Annotated in this window: 16 protein-coding genes; 10 read left to right on the plus strand and 6 right to left on the minus strand. The window is 61.8% G+C overall.

Going from position 1 to position 16052, the window contains the following annotated elements; genetic code table 11:
* Window positions 1-5: 5 nt before the first annotated feature.
* The gene (locus SJY08_RS00700; protein ID WP_377274185.1) at window positions 6-1061 is read right to left on the minus strand and encodes a maleylacetate reductase; all 1056 of its coding nucleotides are present in this window, start codon (window positions 1059-1061) and stop codon (window positions 6-8) included.
* Window positions 1058-1930 (minus strand): dioxygenase, encoded by an 873-nt coding sequence (locus SJY08_RS00705; protein WP_377274187.1) that lies wholly within the window; start codon window positions 1928-1930, stop codon window positions 1058-1060. Before SJY08_RS00705 ends, SJY08_RS00700 begins: the two co-directional genes overlap by 4 nt.
* 98 nt (window positions 1931-2028) lie before the next feature.
* Here SJY08_RS00705 and SJY08_RS00710 point away from each other — a divergent pair, with 98 nt between their 5' ends.
* Window positions 2029-2979 (plus strand): LysR family transcriptional regulator, encoded by a 951-nt coding sequence (locus tag SJY08_RS00710; RefSeq protein ID WP_054147754.1) that lies wholly within the window; start codon window positions 2029-2031, stop codon window positions 2977-2979.
* A gap of 28 nt (window positions 2980-3007) precedes the next feature.
* Here the strand turns inward: SJY08_RS00710 and SJY08_RS00715 are convergent, their stop codons facing one another.
* The 3 genes from SJY08_RS00715 to SJY08_RS00725 are packed head-to-tail and all read right to left on the minus strand — an operon-like array spanning window position 3008 to window position 5945.
* On the minus strand, window positions 3008-4282 hold the full coding sequence (locus tag SJY08_RS00715) for an ABC transporter substrate-binding protein (protein WP_377274189.1): 1275 nt from the start codon (window positions 4280-4282) through the stop codon (window positions 3008-3010).
* A 30-nt stretch (window positions 4283-4312) separates the two neighbouring features.
* Window positions 4313-4975 carry an alpha/beta hydrolase gene (locus SJY08_RS00720; RefSeq protein WP_377274191.1) on the minus strand — a complete coding sequence of 221 codons (663 nt, stop codon included), beginning with the start codon at window positions 4973-4975 and terminating at the stop codon, window positions 4313-4315.
* Between the two features lie 13 nt (window positions 4976-4988).
* Window positions 4989-5945, minus strand: coding sequence for a VOC family protein (locus SJY08_RS00725; RefSeq protein WP_054147757.1), 957 nt, complete (start codon window positions 5943-5945; stop codon window positions 4989-4991).
* A 187-nt stretch (window positions 5946-6132) separates the two neighbouring features.
* Between SJY08_RS00725 and SJY08_RS00730 the strand changes: the two genes are divergently transcribed.
* From SJY08_RS00730 to SJY08_RS00740, 3 genes are all read left to right on the plus strand, one after another.
* Window positions 6133-7110: a LysR family transcriptional regulator gene (locus SJY08_RS00730; RefSeq protein ID WP_377274193.1), complete on the plus strand. Its 978-nt coding sequence runs from the start codon at window positions 6133-6135 to the stop codon at window positions 7108-7110.
* Window positions 7111-7224: 114 nt separating this feature from the next.
* Window positions 7225-8736 carry a dihydrolipoyl dehydrogenase family protein gene (locus SJY08_RS00735; RefSeq protein WP_377274195.1) on the plus strand — a complete coding sequence of 504 codons (1512 nt, stop codon included), beginning with the start codon at window positions 7225-7227 and terminating at the stop codon, window positions 8734-8736.
* Complete coding sequence (locus SJY08_RS00740; RefSeq protein ID WP_377274197.1) at window positions 8733-9350, plus strand: CDP-alcohol phosphatidyltransferase family protein; 618 nt, start codon at window positions 8733-8735, stop codon at window positions 9348-9350. The genes SJY08_RS00735 and SJY08_RS00740 overlap by 4 nt, the downstream gene beginning before the upstream one ends.
* A gap of 17 nt (window positions 9351-9367) precedes the next feature.
* Here SJY08_RS00740 and SJY08_RS00745 read toward each other — a convergent pair whose 3' ends face one another.
* Window positions 9368-9976 carry an RNA polymerase sigma factor gene (locus tag SJY08_RS00745; protein ID WP_377274199.1) on the minus strand — a complete coding sequence of 203 codons (609 nt, stop codon included), beginning with the start codon at window positions 9974-9976 and terminating at the stop codon, window positions 9368-9370.
* A 154-nt stretch (window positions 9977-10130) separates the two neighbouring features.
* Here SJY08_RS00745 and SJY08_RS00750 point away from each other — a divergent pair, with 154 nt between their 5' ends.
* The 6 genes from SJY08_RS00750 (at window position 10131) to SJY08_RS00775 (ending at window position 16032) form a co-directional block, all read left to right on the plus strand.
* Window positions 10131-10925 (plus strand): TVP38/TMEM64 family protein, encoded by a 795-nt coding sequence (locus SJY08_RS00750; RefSeq protein ID WP_377274201.1) that lies wholly within the window; start codon window positions 10131-10133, stop codon window positions 10923-10925.
* Window positions 10926-10960: 35 nt separating this feature from the next.
* Window positions 10961-11206 (plus strand): zf-HC2 domain-containing protein, encoded by a 246-nt coding sequence (locus SJY08_RS00755; protein ID WP_377274203.1) that lies wholly within the window; start codon window positions 10961-10963, stop codon window positions 11204-11206.
* Between the two features lie 86 nt (window positions 11207-11292).
* Entirely contained in the window at window positions 11293-12525 is a 1233-nt protein-coding gene (locus SJY08_RS00760) for an ABC transporter substrate-binding protein (RefSeq protein WP_377278428.1), read from the plus strand.
* A 72-nt stretch (window positions 12526-12597) separates the two neighbouring features.
* Entirely contained in the window at window positions 12598-14253 is a 1656-nt protein-coding gene (locus SJY08_RS00765) for an ABC transporter permease (RefSeq protein WP_377274205.1), read from the plus strand.
* Window positions 14253-14927, plus strand: a complete 675-nt coding sequence (locus tag SJY08_RS00770; protein WP_377274207.1) for an ATP-binding cassette domain-containing protein — start codon at window positions 14253-14255, stop codon at window positions 14925-14927. The genes SJY08_RS00765 and SJY08_RS00770 overlap by 1 nt, the downstream gene beginning before the upstream one ends.
* Window positions 14920-16032, plus strand: a complete 1113-nt coding sequence (locus SJY08_RS00775) for an FAD-dependent oxidoreductase (protein WP_300887728.1) — start codon at window positions 14920-14922, stop codon at window positions 16030-16032. The genes SJY08_RS00770 and SJY08_RS00775 overlap by 8 nt, the downstream gene beginning before the upstream one ends.
* The last annotated feature ends 20 nt before the right edge of the window (window positions 16033-16052 follow it).

Consider the following 16052-nt stretch of genomic DNA (forward strand, 5'->3'; position numbering starts at 1 on the left):
CTCTGTCAGTCGGGCCTGACGCCCTCCCAGGCCTTTTGAAGAAGTGTGCGGATCGACGAGCGGTCGATCGGACGCGGGTTCCAGTAGGGGTTTTCGGTGGCGATATTGGCCGCTCGATCCAGATCGGCTTCAGTGAGACCGAAATCCTTCAGCGATAGGGGCGCGCCAATCGACTTGGCAAAGTCCCAGAGACCGCCGCCGATGGAGCCGCCGAAGAGTTCGGCTGCTGCCTTGAGCTCTTGTTCGGCGGCCTCGGCATTGATGGCGGCCGTGTGTGGCAGCATGACCGCATGGGTTCCGGCATGGGGCGTATCGAAAGAGCCGCCCAGCGTGTGGCAGATCTTGTGGTGCAGCGCCATGCCGACAGTGCCCAGCACCGTGCCGCAAAGCCAGGCGCCATAGAGCGCTTCCGCCCGCGCCTCGGTGGCTTCAGGGCTCTTCACCAGAACCGGAAGGCTATCCCTAAATGCCCGTAGACCGTCGAGCGCCATCAGCGTCGAGACCGGGTTGCGATCCCTAGCATAGAGGCCCTCCACGGCATGGGCCATAGCGTTGAGACCGCTGGTGACGCTCATGCCGACCGGAAGACCTAGGGTCAGGTCCGGATCGTAGATCACCACTTCCGGCAGGATGCTTGCGTTCCGGACCGTCGTCTTGCGACCACCCTCGGTCTGGCCAAGGATCGGGGTGACTTCGGAGCCGGCATAGGTCGTGGGGATGACGACCTGCGGCAGATCGGTGCGATAGGCGATTGCCTTGCCGAGCCCGGTTGTGGAGCCTCCACCGAGCGAGACCACGCAGTCGGCTTCTGTTTCGTGAGCGATCTTCAGCGCTTTCTCCGTCACATCGACGGGTGTGTGCATGACGGCACCCGAGAAGACACCAACTGAGAGGGCTCCGAGCCGATCGGAGAGGGCTTCTGCATCCGCCTTCTGGTGCGGCGTTGCGAGGACCAGCGCACGGCGGCAGCCGAGGGCTTCCACGGCGCCGCTAACCTCTGCGCCGCGGCCGGAGCCGAAAAGTATACGCGCCGGGCTGCCAGCATAGGTGAAGCTCTTCATTTTCCCCTCCCGGGCCGTGCGCGGACCATGACGAACTTGACGCTGATGCGCGAGGTGGGTTTTCCGTCGATCTCCGTCTGCTCGAACGGATGCACCAGTTCGGGTCGGACGCCGAACAGCGCATCTTCACCGAGTCTCGGATCCTCAGAATCGTAGATATGTGTGGTGATCGTCTCGAAGCCGGGTGCCCGCACGACGAAATGCAGATGCGCTGGACGGTGCAGCGGATAGCCCGCCTGGGCGAACAGCCGCCCCACAGGACCGTCACCGGGGACGCCGTAACCTGCCGGCCTCACCGTGCGATAGTGGAACCTGCCGTTCTGATTTGGGCGGAACAGACCCCGTAGGTTGAATTCGGGCTGCAGATCCGGCTGCTGGTTCTCGTAGAAGCCTTCGGCATTCGCCTGCCATGTTATGATTTCAGCCGTGGTGATCGGCAGCCCGTCCAGATCTTCGACGCGGCCCTCGACCAGCAGCGGCTCGCCTTCGCCGTCGAGCGAGATGGAACTGCCGAGTGCCCGCTCCGGGGTGTCGGGACGGAAGAAGGGACCGCGGATCGTGTTGGGAGTGGCGCCGGACGGGCGGCGGGAGTTGATCTCTTCCACAAGCGCCGAAGCGCCGACGAGATCCGAAAACAGCACCCATTCCTGGCGGCGTTCGTCCGAGGCGTGGCCCACTTCGGTCAGGAAGTCGAGCACTTTGCGCCATTGCTCCGGTGTCGGGCGGAATTCCTTGACGAGATCGTGCACATGGCAGACCACGGCAGAGAGCAGGCGCGCGGTTGCGTCATCGGTCGTGCCGAAGCGGCTCGTGAAAGCCTCGGCAGAGGTCGATTCATTGAAGGTGATGAGGTCTGCGGCCCGCGACATGCATCTCCTCCCAAATCCGCATTGCTGGTCGAGAGGAAACTAGCAGGGCTCGCATGCAGGATTGATGATTTGTTTGGGAGCCAATATAACAATCGGTTATGAAGTTCGATGAGCGACACCTGATCCAGCTGGCTGCCGTGGTCAAAACCGGCGGTGTAACCGAAGGTGCGGCCCTGCTGGGGCTGGCGCAGCCGGCTGTGTCACGCACTTTGTCGATGCTGGAAAAGAGAATTGGCGAACCGCTCTTCATCAAGGGTAGGCGCCCAATGCAGCCAACGCCGCTCGGGATTGCGCTCGCCGAACATGGGCTTGCCATGCTGGCTGCCTCGCGCAAGGCTTCCGACCTGATGGAGAGCTTCCGGGTTGGCAAAAGTGGCGTCGTCCGGGTCGGCGGCAGCCCCTTCTTCATGGATTCGCTGATCGCCGGGATGTGCGCCGAGTTCCAGGTGACGCATCCGGATGTGCGGATCGACCAGTCCTATGGCTATTTTCCGGATTTGCGTGCTGCTCTGAAGGCCGACCAGATCGATCTGGCGATCTGCCCGATTGACATTCTCGACGAGGGTTCGGGGCTCGCCTTCCAGCAGATTTTGCCCGGCCGCAATGTCATTGCCTGCCGCGTGACCCATCCGCTGCTCCTGAAACGTCGCCTGCAGCCGGCCCATCTTCTCGACTATTCCTGGGTGGCCCCGCCGCCTGGCAGTCCGCTGCTGGCAGACCTGCGAGCCCTGCTGCTCTCGTTCGGCGCGACTGAGATCCGCATCCGTTATTCGGGCGGTTCGCTTGCGAGTGTGGTCAATTATCTGAAAGCGGCGGATGCGCTGACGGTCATGCCGCATAGCGTGGTCTTTGCGCAGCGCAAGGAAAAGACCATCACGGCCCTGCCGATCAACATTCCACATCCGGAGCGCGCGCTTGCCATCCTCAGGCGTGTCGATGCGCCGCGGTCTCCGGCGGTCGAACAGTTTTCAGCCTTCATCCGCTCAGGTTTCGACAACCTGAAGCACCTGATCAAACGGCACGAGGAAGCCGTGGTCTGGGGCAGTTAACGGGCCCGCGAGGGCGGGCCCATTTGTTTCATGCAAGCGCTTCCATCTTGCCGGCGGTCGGAATGTTCGGTGCCGTCTTGTTGTCGACGATGACGAGATCGAACGTGCCATCGTCCTTGCGACGCCATTGACCGCCGACAAGCGGCGTCTTGGTGACGTTCTTCGCCGCAAAGGGCGGCACACCCTGGCCGTTCCACTCGACGCGGCCAACGATCGTGTCGACCTTTGAGGAGGCGATGGCCGCTGCCACGGCTTCGGCATCCGTCACGTCGTCTACGCGTCCCATGACATTGGTTGCCATCTCGAACAGAGAGTGGATGAAGCCGATCGGCTGCGTCCAGGGACGGCCGGTCTTGGCGGTGAAGTCGGCGGCGAGTTCGCCCGCACTCTGGCCCGTCAGCGATGACTTGAACGGATGCTGCGCCGACCACCAGACTTCCGAGGAGAGGTTGTGTCCTGCGGGTCCAAGCGTCTCGACCGATTGCGGGAAGAGGATCGCCTTGGCGACGGTCACTGCTTTCGGATTGAAGCCCTGCTGCTTGGCCTGGTTCCAGAAAGTGGTGAAGTCAGGCGGAATGACGACGCCGGTGATGATGTCGCACTGACCGTCCTTGAAGGCGTTGACCTGGGCGGTGAAGTCGTCGCTCAGGTTCTGATAACGGCCTGGATCTAGCAGGTCGAAGCCGGCCTGCGCGAGGCCCGGCTTCAGGCCGACATTCGGATCACCCCAGGCATTGCCGTCTGCATCATTGGGGAAGAGGCCGCCGACCTTTTTGTTGGTGTCAAGCTGGCTCCACATATTGGTGAAGACGGCGATGACGTCTTCCAGGCCCCAGAAGTAATGGTAAGCGAAGTCGAACGGTTTCCAGCTCTGCGGATCGCCCGGATTGCCCTGCTGGCCGATAAACCAGGGCTGCCAGGGCGCCTTGGTGGAGATGCAGGGGATGCCTTCTGCCTCGCAGGTGGTGGCGACCGGATTGGTGTTTTCCGGGGTCGAGGCGACGAGCATCAGGTTGATTTCGTCCGAGAGGATGAGTTCCTTGGCGACGTCGGCTGCCCGGTTCGGATTCGACTGGCTGTCCTTGACGATGATCTCGAAGTTCTTGCCTGCCTCGGTCGCGAGGAAGGAGGCGATGTTATAGGCGTCGTTCTCGCCGAAGCTTGCCAGCGGCCCGGTCTGCGGGCTCACATAGCCGAGCTTGATCTTGGCCCCCTGGGCGATCGCCGGTGCGGCGAGGCCCCCGAAACCATAGGCGAGACCGGTAGCAGCCCCCGCCTTCAGCAGTTTTCTGCGCGTAATCATGCTGTCCTCCTCCCAGTTGTGTTTGTGAAACTATGCCGCGACGCGGCGAAATGGCCGGCTTCCCTCCGCAAGATCCTGCAGGATCGCGTCCAATGCTGCGACTTCCATCTCGGACGCCTGGTGTATGCGTCCCGGAAAGAGTTCGCATCGGAGCCTCGCACGCGCCCTCCCAAGCGCTTCCGAGGCTTCTGCGAAAGCCGAGACCGGGATCCAGGGATCCTGATCTGAGCCGGTGAGATAGACGGGCATGCCGTCGAGATCGCGTGCGGGACGCTGGTCCGCCGCCTGACCCACACGGCAGCCGGTCAGATTGACCATCGCGCCGTTCCATGGCCCGAAGGCCATGGCATATTCGAGCGACAGGCAGGCGCCCTGGCTGAAGCCACCGATCAAGAGCGGTTTTTCCGGACCGCCTGCCTGTCGCAGGGCCCCCACAAGCCCGTTGACATAGTCGAGCGAGGCCTGAAGTTCGCTGCGCGTCGGGTCAGTCAGGGCATCGGTGGCACGCGCGGCATACCAGGAATTGCCTGTGGCGCGTGGCAGACAGAAGGATACGCCGCGCACCGAGAGCCGCCCGACGACCTGCTCGATCATGTCCTCGGGCGATTGGGTTCGCCCGTGAACGAAGACGCAGAGTACCTCGGCCTCCGCGGGTCCAACTCCTGCGGATAGCGGCTCGCCATGGATGGCCATGATCGCCTCCGGATCAGAAGTTGGCGGGTTCGAGACCGGCGATCAGCTCTTCGCGGCGATCCTCGAACCATGGCGGGAAGACGAGCGTCGAGCCGATGGCGTCGGCCGGCTCGTCCTTCGCCCAGCCGCCTTCGACCGACCAGGCGATCTCGAAGAGTGCCCCGCCCGGCGAGCGGACGTAGCAGGATTTGAAGTAGTTGCGATCCTTCTGGTCGGAGACGTCGGTGAAGCCGAGGCCTTCGATATGTGCCTTGAGCTTCAGCTGGTTCTCCTCGTTGACCGTGTTGAGCGCAAGGTGATGGATGGTGCCGCCCGATAGCGTCCAGGTGCCCTGCGGCCCGGTCGGCTGGTGAAGCACCTCGACCATGCTCGTCGGACCACCATTGTTCGGCACCGAGAACATCAGGCCCTCGTCGCTGTCGGCTTCCTTCTTCATGCCCATGCCAATCGTCAGGAAGTCGTCCATCGAGGTGCGGTCGAAGACGGCGATGGCTGCGCCGTAAATGCCGCGGATGCCCTGTACCTCGCCAATGCCCTCGGCCTCGTTGGTGATCGGCGGGCGGGTGTCCGCCGGGCTCTCGACCAGTTCATGGTCGATGCCGCAGGGATGGGCGAGCGCCACGCGGGTGATGCCGAAGCGGCTGGTCTTGGCGGCAGGAATGCCGCGCTCGTTCAGCCTGTCGACCCAGAAATCGGCCGAACCGACGGGGATCGACAGCTGGATGATCTTCGACTGGTTCGTGCCGCGTTTGCCGAAGATGCCGGGCTTCTTGAAGGGGAAGGTGGTGACGATGGTCGAGGGGTCGCCGCTCTTGGCACCGTAGTAAAGGTGGTAGACCGGGATCGTGCCATCGAAAAGCACGGTGCGCTTGATCGAATGCAGGCCAAGTGTCTTTGTATAAAAGTCATAGTCCTCCTGAGCGCCGTCGGTGCTCAGCGTGAGGTGATGATAACCCGAGATGAACGACATGTTTCTTCTCCTCCAGAAACTGCAAATATACGGATCGCGCCGATCCCCGACACACGGGCCCTCCAGCGGCTAACCGTGCCGCACCCGTTCTCCTCGCGTCGGAGCGGATCTGCTCCAGTTGTCAGACTATAGAGGGCGCAAGGCCGTCTGTTGATAAAATTGCTTATGCTCGATATAGCAGATTGCTATGAAGATCGATGAGCGTCATCTCGTCCAGCTTGCAGCCGTCGCCGAAACCGGTGGTGTCACGGAGGGTGCTGCCATGCTCGGCATGACACAGCCTGCGGTTTCGCGGACACTGTCCATGCTGGAGCGCCGGGTGGGTGAACCACTCTTCACGCCATGCAAGCGTCCACTGCAACTGACACCGCTCGGCCAGCAGCTGGCCATCCAGGGTCGCTCGATCCTGGCCGCATCGCGCAAGGCGGTGGAGATCGTCCGCAGTTTCCAGTCAGGCACGACCGGGCGGATCAAGGTGGGCGGTGTGCCTTTCTTCATGGATGCCTTCATCTCGCAGATGATCGCGAGTTTCCAGTTGCGCGAGCGCGACATCATGGTCGAGCAGTCCTACGGCAACCTGCCAGATCTGCTGACCGAGCTCGATTCCAGCCAGATCGACGTTGCCATCACCCCGATCGGCAGCACGGACCTGAAGAGCGACTTCGAGTTTCAGCCGATCCTGCCCGGGCGCAACGTACTGACCTGCGCCGTCGGGCATCCGCTGCTGAGGAAGCGGCGGCTGAGCATCGAAGACATCATGACCTATCCCTGGGTCGCGCCGCTTCCTGGTTCGCCTCTGGTGCTTGATTTGCATAATATCCTGATCACTCTGGGGATCAGCGAGTTGCAGGTCCGCTATTCCGGCGGCTCCCTGTTGTCGGTCGTCAACTACATCGCCTCGACCGATGCGCTGGCGATCCTGCCGCATTCGGTGGTCTTTTCCTTCAAGGGTGAGAACAAGATCTCCATCGTGCCCGTCGATATCCCGCAGCCGGAGCGGACGCTTGGCATCATCACCAAGCGCAAGACCTATCCGAACCCGGCCTGTCGCAAGTTTCAGGAACATATCGTCCGGGAATTCACCGACCTGAAGAAGGTGATCGAGCGCCACGAGAGATCGATCGTCTGGGGTGAGGGGCCCTTCCTTCCGGAACGGGATCGCTGATCCATTCCCGAGCCTATCCTCGGTGCCTGCGAAAAAAATGTTCTAAAGAGCGTAACGAAACGCAGTCTGCGCCGTCTAATCCGTGTAACCCCCAACGCGTCAGCGGAACCGTCAATGACAAGCACAGACCAAATGCCAGGCGCTTTAGCAACTGGCTGGACAAAGCCCAAGCGCTTCGATCGCAACCTCGTCGTGATCGGTGCGGGCTCGGCCGGGCTCGTCTCCGCCTATATCGCAGCCGCCGCCAAGGCGAAGGTGACGCTCGTTGAAGCCAACAAGATGGGTGGCGATTGCCTGAACTTCGGCTGTGTTCCGTCCAAGGCTCTGATCAAGAGTGCCAAGGTGGCGCATCAGATGCGCCATGCCGATCATTACGGTCTTGAAGCGGTCGAACCCAAGGTTCCCTTCTCGGCTGTTATGGAGCGGATCCACAAGGTGATCGCGGAGATCGAACCGCATGACAGCGTCGAGCGCTATACGGGTCTCGGCGTCGAGGTTCTCCAGGGCTATGCGAAGCTGATCGATCCGTGGACGGTGGAGATTGCGCTGAGCAGCGGCGGTACACAGCGGCTGACGACGCGGGCGATCGTGATCGCAACCGGCGCGCAACCCTTCGTGCCTCCGATCCCGGGCCTGGCTGAAGTCGGTTATCTGACCTCCGACACTTTATGGGAGCGGCTGCGCGACCGGCCGGAGGTGCCGCGTCGTCTCGTCGTTCTCGGCGGCGGGCCGATCGGGTGCGAGCTCGCACAGAGTTTCGCCCGGCTGGGCTCGCAGGTCGCTCAGATCGAGATGGCCCCGCGTGTGATGATGCGCGAGGATCCAGACGCGGCCGGCTTTGTCGAGGCGTCGCTGAAGGCCGATGGTGTGCAGGTGCTGACTGGCCACAAAGCGGTCTCCTGCGGCACGGATGGCGACGACAAATGGATCGAGGTGGAGCATCCCGGCGGCCGGGACCGTATCGGCTTTGACGAGATCATCGTCGCCGTCGGACGCGCGCCGCGTCTGAAGGGCTTCGGGCTCGAGGAACTCGGTATCAAGGTCGATCGGGTTGTCGAGACCAACGAATATCTTCAGACGCTCCACCCGAACATCCTGGCCGCCGGTGACGTGGCAGGGCCTTATCAATTCACGCATGTTGCCGGGCATCAGGCCTGGTTTGCCGCGATCAATGCGCTGTTTGGTGATCTCAAGCGCTTCAAGGCCGACTACTCGGTTATCCCCTGGGCGACCTTTACGGACCCGGAAGTGGCGCGCGTCGGCCTCTCTGAAACGGATGCAAAGGAGAAGAACATCCCCTACGAGATGACGCGCTTCGGGATCGATGATCTCGATCGGGCAATTGCCGACAGCTCGGCAAATGGCTTCGTCAAGGTGCTGACTGTACCCGGCAAGGACAAGATCCTCGGCGTCACCATCGTCGGCGAACATGCAGGCGATCTGCTCGCGGAATTCGTCTTCGCCATGAAGCACGGCCATGGGCTCGGAAAAATCCTCGGCACGATCCACATCTACCCGACGCTGGCCGAAGCGAACAAGATGGTGGCCGGGCAGTGGCGGCGCGCGCATATCAATGGTTTTCTGCTGTCGCTGCTTGAGCGCTTTCAGACCTGGAGGCGTGGATGATCGATGCGAAGATCCTGCCCCTGCAAAAGGCGGCGCTCCAGCCAATCGCCGAGTTTCTTGCCAGGCGCGGCGTCCGGGCCGACCAGATCAGCGTCGTCGGTTTTATCGCCGGGTTCGGAGCCTTTGTGGCCCTCGGCTTCGGGTACTGGCTGGCCGCGCTTCTGCTGATCCTATTCAATCGAGGCTTTGACGGCCTCGATGGTGCGGTTGCGCGTATTCAGGGGCCGACGGATCGCGGTGCCTATCTCGACATCGCGTTGGACATGGTCTTCTACGCCTTGATCCCGCTCGGCTTTGCGATTGCCTCGCCAGAGGACAACGCTCTGCCGGCGGCGATACTCATCGTCTCCTTCGTCGGCACGGGCTCTTCTTTTCTCGCCTTTTCGGCGGTTGCAGCAAAGCTTGGCCGCAACGCGCCAGAGTTTCCGACCAAGGGCATCTATTATGCGGGCGGTCTGGCGGAGGGTTTCGAGACGATCGCCGTCTTTGTCGCCATGTGCCTTTTCCCCGAGAGCTTTGCGCTGATCGCCTACGGTTTTGCCGCGCTTTGTGCGCTGACCACTGTTATTCGCTGGCGTCAGGGATGGGTCGCTTTCTCTGAGAGGCCGCGATGAAGGCTCGACACGCCGTTTCAGCTGACCGCGTTCAAGCGGTCGAGTGCGTTGCGGACCGCCAGCCGGGCGCGATGCAAGAGAACGCGCATATTGCCTTCGCCGATGTTGAGCAATGCGCATACCTCGCTGGGGTCGAGTTCCTGCTGGCCGCGAAGGATGAGCACGGCCCGTTGCGTCGGCGGCAGACTGTCGATCACCTCTTCGACGTGCTGCAGCACGCTTCGACCCTCGATGTGACGTTCCGGGGTCAGGTTCTCCCAGAGTTCCGGGATCTGGCGCCAGTGGCCGCGACCGTCAAATGCGTCTGCCAGGCTGTCGCCACTGGCGTGATCGTCGAAGAAGACGGTGCGTCCTTCGCGTCTGGCGCGGCTGCGCGCCTTGTTGATGAGGATGGTGTAGATCCAGCTGGCAAGCGAGCTGCGGCCCTCGAAAAGGTCGATGCGACCGAGCACGGCGATCCATGTGTCCTGAACGACCTCCTCGGCAAGGTGCCGGTGCTGGACGATGCCGGTGCAGAAACGGATAAGCGCGGCATTGTGGCGCCGATAAAGAATGTCGAAAGCCGCAGCATCGCCATCCACCAGGCGCAAAACCAGAGCCTGATCATCCCCTTCGACCTGCGTCACGCCGCCCCTCACATCAATCCGGCGGCCATTAGCGAAACAATCATCTTTAAAGTCCAGCCGCATTCGCCCCCATCAAGTCATAGTGACCATGCCGTGTCTGTCGTCGCTGGCGATGCGGTCTTACAGCGCGTCGACTGCTTTTCTGGAGATGTCCATGACTGAACGCAACGCGTCTCGCCCCGGCCATCTATCGTCGGATGCGAACGAGCCCGCCTCACCAACCACGGCCCGCAGAAGCAAAATCTGGCGGTTTACGCCTGTGGTCGTCGTCCTTGCTGGCCTTGCTCTCGGCTATGCCTTTGGCCTGCAGGACTATCTCAGTCTGGCGTTTCTCGCTGAACAGAGGCAGGCCCTGAGGGCCTATGTCGATGCCAATTTCCTCTGGTCGGCAATGCTTTTCCTTGGGATCTACATTGCCGCCGTCGCCTTCTCCTTCCCGGCCGCTTCGGTGTTGACCATCTTCGGCGGCTTTCTATTCGGCTGGATGATCGGTGGCGCACTCGTCGCGGTCGGTGCCACGGTCGGGGCCTCGATCCTCTTCCTTGCGACGCGATCGGCCTTCGGCAGTTTCCTTCGCCATCGCGTCGACGGTGTCGTGAAGAAGCTTGCCGACGGCTTCCGCGAAAACGCTTTCGGCTACCTCTTCGTCATCCGTCTGGCGCCAGTCTTTCCGTTCTTCGTGGTGAACATTGCCGCAGCTCTTTTCGACATCAGCCTTGGCCGTTTTTTCGCGGCGACGTTCTTCGGCATCCTGCCCGGCACCTTTGCCTATGCCTATCTCGGGCAGGGTGTCGACAGCGTCCTCCTGGCCGCACAGGAGAGCGGCCAGGAAGCGAAGATCTCGGATCTTGTCACCCCGGAAATCACGCTCGCCTTTTTCGCGCTGGCGCTTGTCGCGCTGATCCCGACCGTGGTGCGGCAGATCCGCAAGCGGGGTGCTTCGCGATGAACAGTGAGATCACAGGGTTGGGGGAAGCTTAAGCCATGTTTCGATGCAGCGAAGTCGCCGAACGGGCGAGCCTTCTGATCGATGGCGAACTGGGCTTGTGGCCACGATTGAACATCCGTCTTCATCTGGCGATGTGTCGGGGATGCCGGGCATTCGTCGAGCAAATGCGGATAACCCGCGATCTTGCCGTATTGGCTGGGGCTACGGAGGATCCGCTGCCGAGTGCCGAGATCGAGGCCGCGCTGGCCAGACGACGGATCCAGTCTGGACGACCATCATGAAATCCGTCGGACATCACGAGCGTAGTTCCAGAAAAAAGAGCCAATGTGCTCGAATGCCATACGGTCAATTTCAGGGAGAAGGGCAGATCATGCGATTAATGACAGGGATTTTCGCCGCAGGGTTCATCGCGGCCGCCAGCAGTTTGCCAGCACTTGCGTCCGGCCCGGATCTTTCCGATTGGGCTGCCATCGAGAAGAGCGCTTCCGGCCAGACGGTCTATTTCAACGCTTGGGGTGGGTCGGAGAACATCAACGCCTATCTCGAATGGGTCGGCGCCGAGATGCAGTCGCGCTACGGAGTGACCGTCATCCAGGTGAAGCTCGATGACACCGCGATTGCGGTCGCCAAGGTGATTGCCGAGAAAGCCGCCGGCAAGGACGCGGGTGGCTCCGTCGATCTCATCTGGATCAACGGCGAGAACTTCGTTTCGATGAAGCAGCAGGAGCTGCTTCTGACACCGGGCTGGGCGACTTCCTTGCCGAACTGGGTTTATGTCGATGTCGACAACCAGCCGACGATCCTCACCGACTTCACTGAGCCGACGGAAGGGTTGGAAAGCCCCTGGGGCGGCGCGAAGATGGTTTTCTTCTATGATAGCGCCCGGACCGACGCCTCAACCCTGCCTGACAGCGCAAGCCAATTGCTCGACTGGGCAAAGAAGAACCCCGGGCGCTTCTCCTATCCGGCTCCGCCTGATTTCATCGGTTCGTCCTTCCTCAAGCAGGTGCTGAGTGAAGTGATCGACGATCCGGGCAAGCTTGCCGAACCGGTGAACGAGGCAAGTTTCGAACGGGACGTCGAGCCGCTCTTTGCCTATCTCGACCAGCTTCATGACGCCGCATGGCGGTCGGGCAAGGCCTTTCCGCAAAACTATCCGGACATGAAGCAGAAGCTCGCCGATGGCGAACTCGACATCATCTTCGCCTTCAATCCGTCGGAAGCCTCTGCCGGCATCAAGGCAGGGGAGCTTCCCGACACGGTGCGATCCTTCACCTTCTCCGGCGGCACACTCGGCAATACCCATTTCGTTGCCATTCCCTACAATGCGAATGCCAAGGAAGGTGCGTTGCTGACGGCGAATTTCCTGATTTCGCCGGAGGCGCAGCTGCGCAAGCAGGATCCGACCTATTGGGGTGACCCGACCGTCCTTTCGATGGCGAAGCTGCCGGATGCCGATCGTTCTGCTTTCGCAGCACTCGATCTCGGCGTTGCGACGCTTTCGCCGGACAAACTCGGACCCGTTATCGCCGAGCCGCATGCCAGCTGGATGGAGCGGATCGAAGTCGAGTGGCGTCGACGCTACGCCAGCGGCAACTGAGCCGTGCAGGGAAGTCTGAAGGCTCGCAGTTTTGTCGATCGTTTGACCGCGCTTCTTCCTAGAAGCGCGGTCTTGCTGACGCTCGGCCTGTTGCTGCTGCCAATCGCCTTCGGCCTTCTCGGAACGCTCCTGCCAGCCTTTGGCTACCTGCCTGCGCTTGGCGGTGTGGGCCTCAGTCTTGATCCTTTCCGAGCTCTCGTTGCTACGCCGGGGCTTGTTCCGGCTGCCGTTCTCAGTCTGGTTACTGGGCTTGTCGCCACCATCCTCTCGCTCGGTATAACCCTGTTGTTTGTCGCGGGCTTCGCCGGGACACCCGTTCTTGCGCGCATCCAGCACATCATATCACCGCTCCTCGCCGTGCCGCATGCTGCCGCGGCCTTCGGGCTCGCCTTCCTCATCGCGCCCTCCGGCTTTCTCATTCGGCTCGTGGCGCCGCTCTTCGGAATAGAGCGGCCGCCCGACGTTCTCATTCCGCATGATCCCTGGGGGCTGGCCATGATCGCCGGCCTCGTGATCAAGGAAACGCCCTTCCTGTTCCTGGTGACCTTGGCGGCTCTGCCGCAGGTCGACCTTACTGCTGCCCGCAGGCTCGCAGCCTCTTTCGGCTATGGGCGGATTGCGGGTTTCGTCTATCTGCTCTGGCCGGCGCTCTATCGGCAAATCCGTTTCGCTGTTTATGCCGTCATTGCCTACTCGTCCTCGGTCGTCGACGTTGCCGTGATCCTCGGCCCCAATCTGCCCGGCACACTTGCCACGCGTCTCGTGCAGTGGATGAACGACCCTGACCTTTCCGTGCGGTTTCTCGCGTCGGCCGGTGCCGTATTACAGCTCGGCGTCACCCTCACCGCACTGCTTGCATGGTTCGGTCTGGAAAGATTGAGCACCATACTGCTGAGATCGTTCGGCGATCGCGGCTATCGTTTCGTGCATGACCTGACGGTCCGCAGGCTCGCGATGATCGCAGTCACCATCATAGGCGCAAGCGTGTTCGCGGGTCTTTTCCTCCTCGGTCTTTGGTCGCTCGCTGGCCTCTGGCAGTTTCCAGATCTCCTGCCGCGCGATTTCACCCTGCGCAGCTGGATGACGACCCTTCCGCGCATCGGCGATCCTCTCGTGACGACGCTGATCGCGGGGCTTGCCTCGACGCTGATCGCGGTGGTGCTGACGGTCGGCTGCCTTGAGCGCGAGATCCAGACGGGACGACGGGGCGGCGACAGGAGCCTGCTGCTCCTCTATCTGCCGCTCATCGTGCCGCAGATCGCCTTCGTTTTCGGCCTTCAGCTGCTCTTTGTCGGTAGCGGCAGTGATCAACGCCTCACCGCTCTCATCCTGGTGCATCTTGTGTTCGTGCTGCCTTACGTATTCCTGTCCCTTGCCGATCCGTGGCGGGCGCTCGATCGCCGCTATGAAATCATCGCCACCGCGCTCGGCCGCTCACGTCTCTCGGTGCTCCTGTCGATCCGCCTGCCGATGCTGATCCGCCCCATCCTGACCGCTCTTGCCGTCGGCTTCGCGGTCTCGGTTGGGCAATATCTGCCGACGGTTCTGATCGGGGAGGGGCGGCTGACTACCATCACCACGGAAGCTGTCGCACTCGCCTCCGGCAACAACCGCCGCGTCATCGGAGTCTATGCCCTGTTGCAGACCATTCTCCCCTTCCTCGCCTTCGCGCTTGCCGCGCTCTTGCCTGCTGTTCTCCATCGCAACCGTCGTGAGATGAGGGTGTGATGATGCCGCAAAGTCAGGTCGCCACGGGCCTTCGCCTCTCCAGCATCGTGATCTGCCTCGGAGATTTCAGGCTGATCGCGCTCGATACAGAAGTGCCCCCTGGCTCGATTTTCACAGTCATGGGTCCTTCGGGCTCAGGGAAATCGACACTGCTTTCCTTCATCGGCGGTTTTCTTGAGCCTGCCTTTCATGCGGAGGGTGGCGTCTCCGTTGGTGATGTTGATCTTCTGGCGCTTGCGCCGGAGCAGCGACGGGCTGGTATCCTCTTCCAGGATCCGTTGCTCTTTCCGCATGTGTCCGTCGGCGCCAATGTTGCCTTCGCCATTCCCGGCGAGGTTTCGGACCGGAAGCTCAGATGGCGGATGGCAGCCGAGATCCTTCGGGAGATGGAGTTACCGGGCTTCGAGGATCGCGATCCGGCGACGCTTTCAGGTGGCCAAAAGGCGCGCGTGGCGCTCGCCCGTGTCCTGGTCTCGCAGCCCCGCCTGCTGTTGCTCGATGAACCCTTCTCCAAACTCGACATGGCGCTTCGCAACCAGATGCGCTCACTCGTCTTTGACCGCGCTCGCAGCGCCGGTCTGCCGGTCATTCTTGTCACGCATGACGAGGCCGATGCGGAGGCGGCGGGCGGACCGGTGCATCGGCTTGGTGATCAGGGGAACGATCATGGATGAAGACGCCGGCATCAACGCAGAGATCCTGCTGCTCGGTGGTGGCCATGCGCATGTCGAGGTGATCCGGAGGCTTGGCCAGTTGGGTCTCGGGGCGAGGATGATGCTCGTCTCCCCCGGCCGATTTGCGCCTTATTCCGGCATGCTCCCGGGCTATATCGCCGGCGTCTACAGTTTTGACGACTTTCATATCGATCTGGCCGCATTGTGCTTGCGCTTCGGTGTGACCTTTCTCGAAACATCTGCCAGGCACATCGATCCCGAAGAACGGATAGTGCGCCTCGCAGAGGGCGGCACCGTCGGCTACCGCTACCTTTCCGTCGATATCGGTTCCACGCCGTCGTTGCCGCTGGGGATATCAGCCGGCATTTCCGTCAAGCCGATTTCAAGTTTCACCGATCGCCTCGGACGGCTCGACGCTCTCATCGCCGCGGGCGAGCGCGTGAGGCTCGCAGTCGTGGGGCAGGGGGTGGCGGGGGTCGAGGTCGCTTTCGCCCTGAAGCAGAGATTTGCCGGCCGGGATGTCGAGATTGCGCTGATCGGTAGGTCTACGGGACCAGTGCCGGAGCGTAGCGTTCGAGCACGGCAATTGGTGGAGAGAGAATTGCAGGTGGCAGGGATCGCCCACCATCCGACTTTTGACGTGGTCGGTTTTCAAAACGGCGAAGTCGTCGCGCGAGATGGTCGGAGGCTTGTCGCCGACGAAGTCATCTGGACGACCTCGAGCGGTTCACAAGGGTTCCTGCGGGAGACCGGGCTTCTGCTCGATGCAGGAGGTTTCATCCGCGTCGACGAAAGCCTTCGCTCCCTGTCGCACCCGGATATCTTCGCCGCCGGTGACGTGGCATCTCTGGCTGATCCACGTCCCAAGGCGGGTGTCTTTGCAGTCCGTCAGGGCCCAGTCCTTGCGGACAACATCCATCGCAGTCTGAAGGGGGAGCCGCTCGAAGCCTATCGCCCGCAGCGATCCTGGTTGGTGCTGATATCGCTGCCGAACGGCCAGGCGATTGCCGACAAATGGGGATTGGCCGTTGTTGGGCGCTGGGTTGCCCGCTGGAAGGACCGGATCGACCGAGGTTTCATGCAACGCTACAAGTCGGATATGTGATCGCGCACTCCGTCACCTGG

The organism is Rhizobium sp. R86522, from assembly GCF_042466255.1.
Lineage (GTDB): Bacteria > Pseudomonadota > Alphaproteobacteria > Rhizobiales > Rhizobiaceae > Allorhizobium.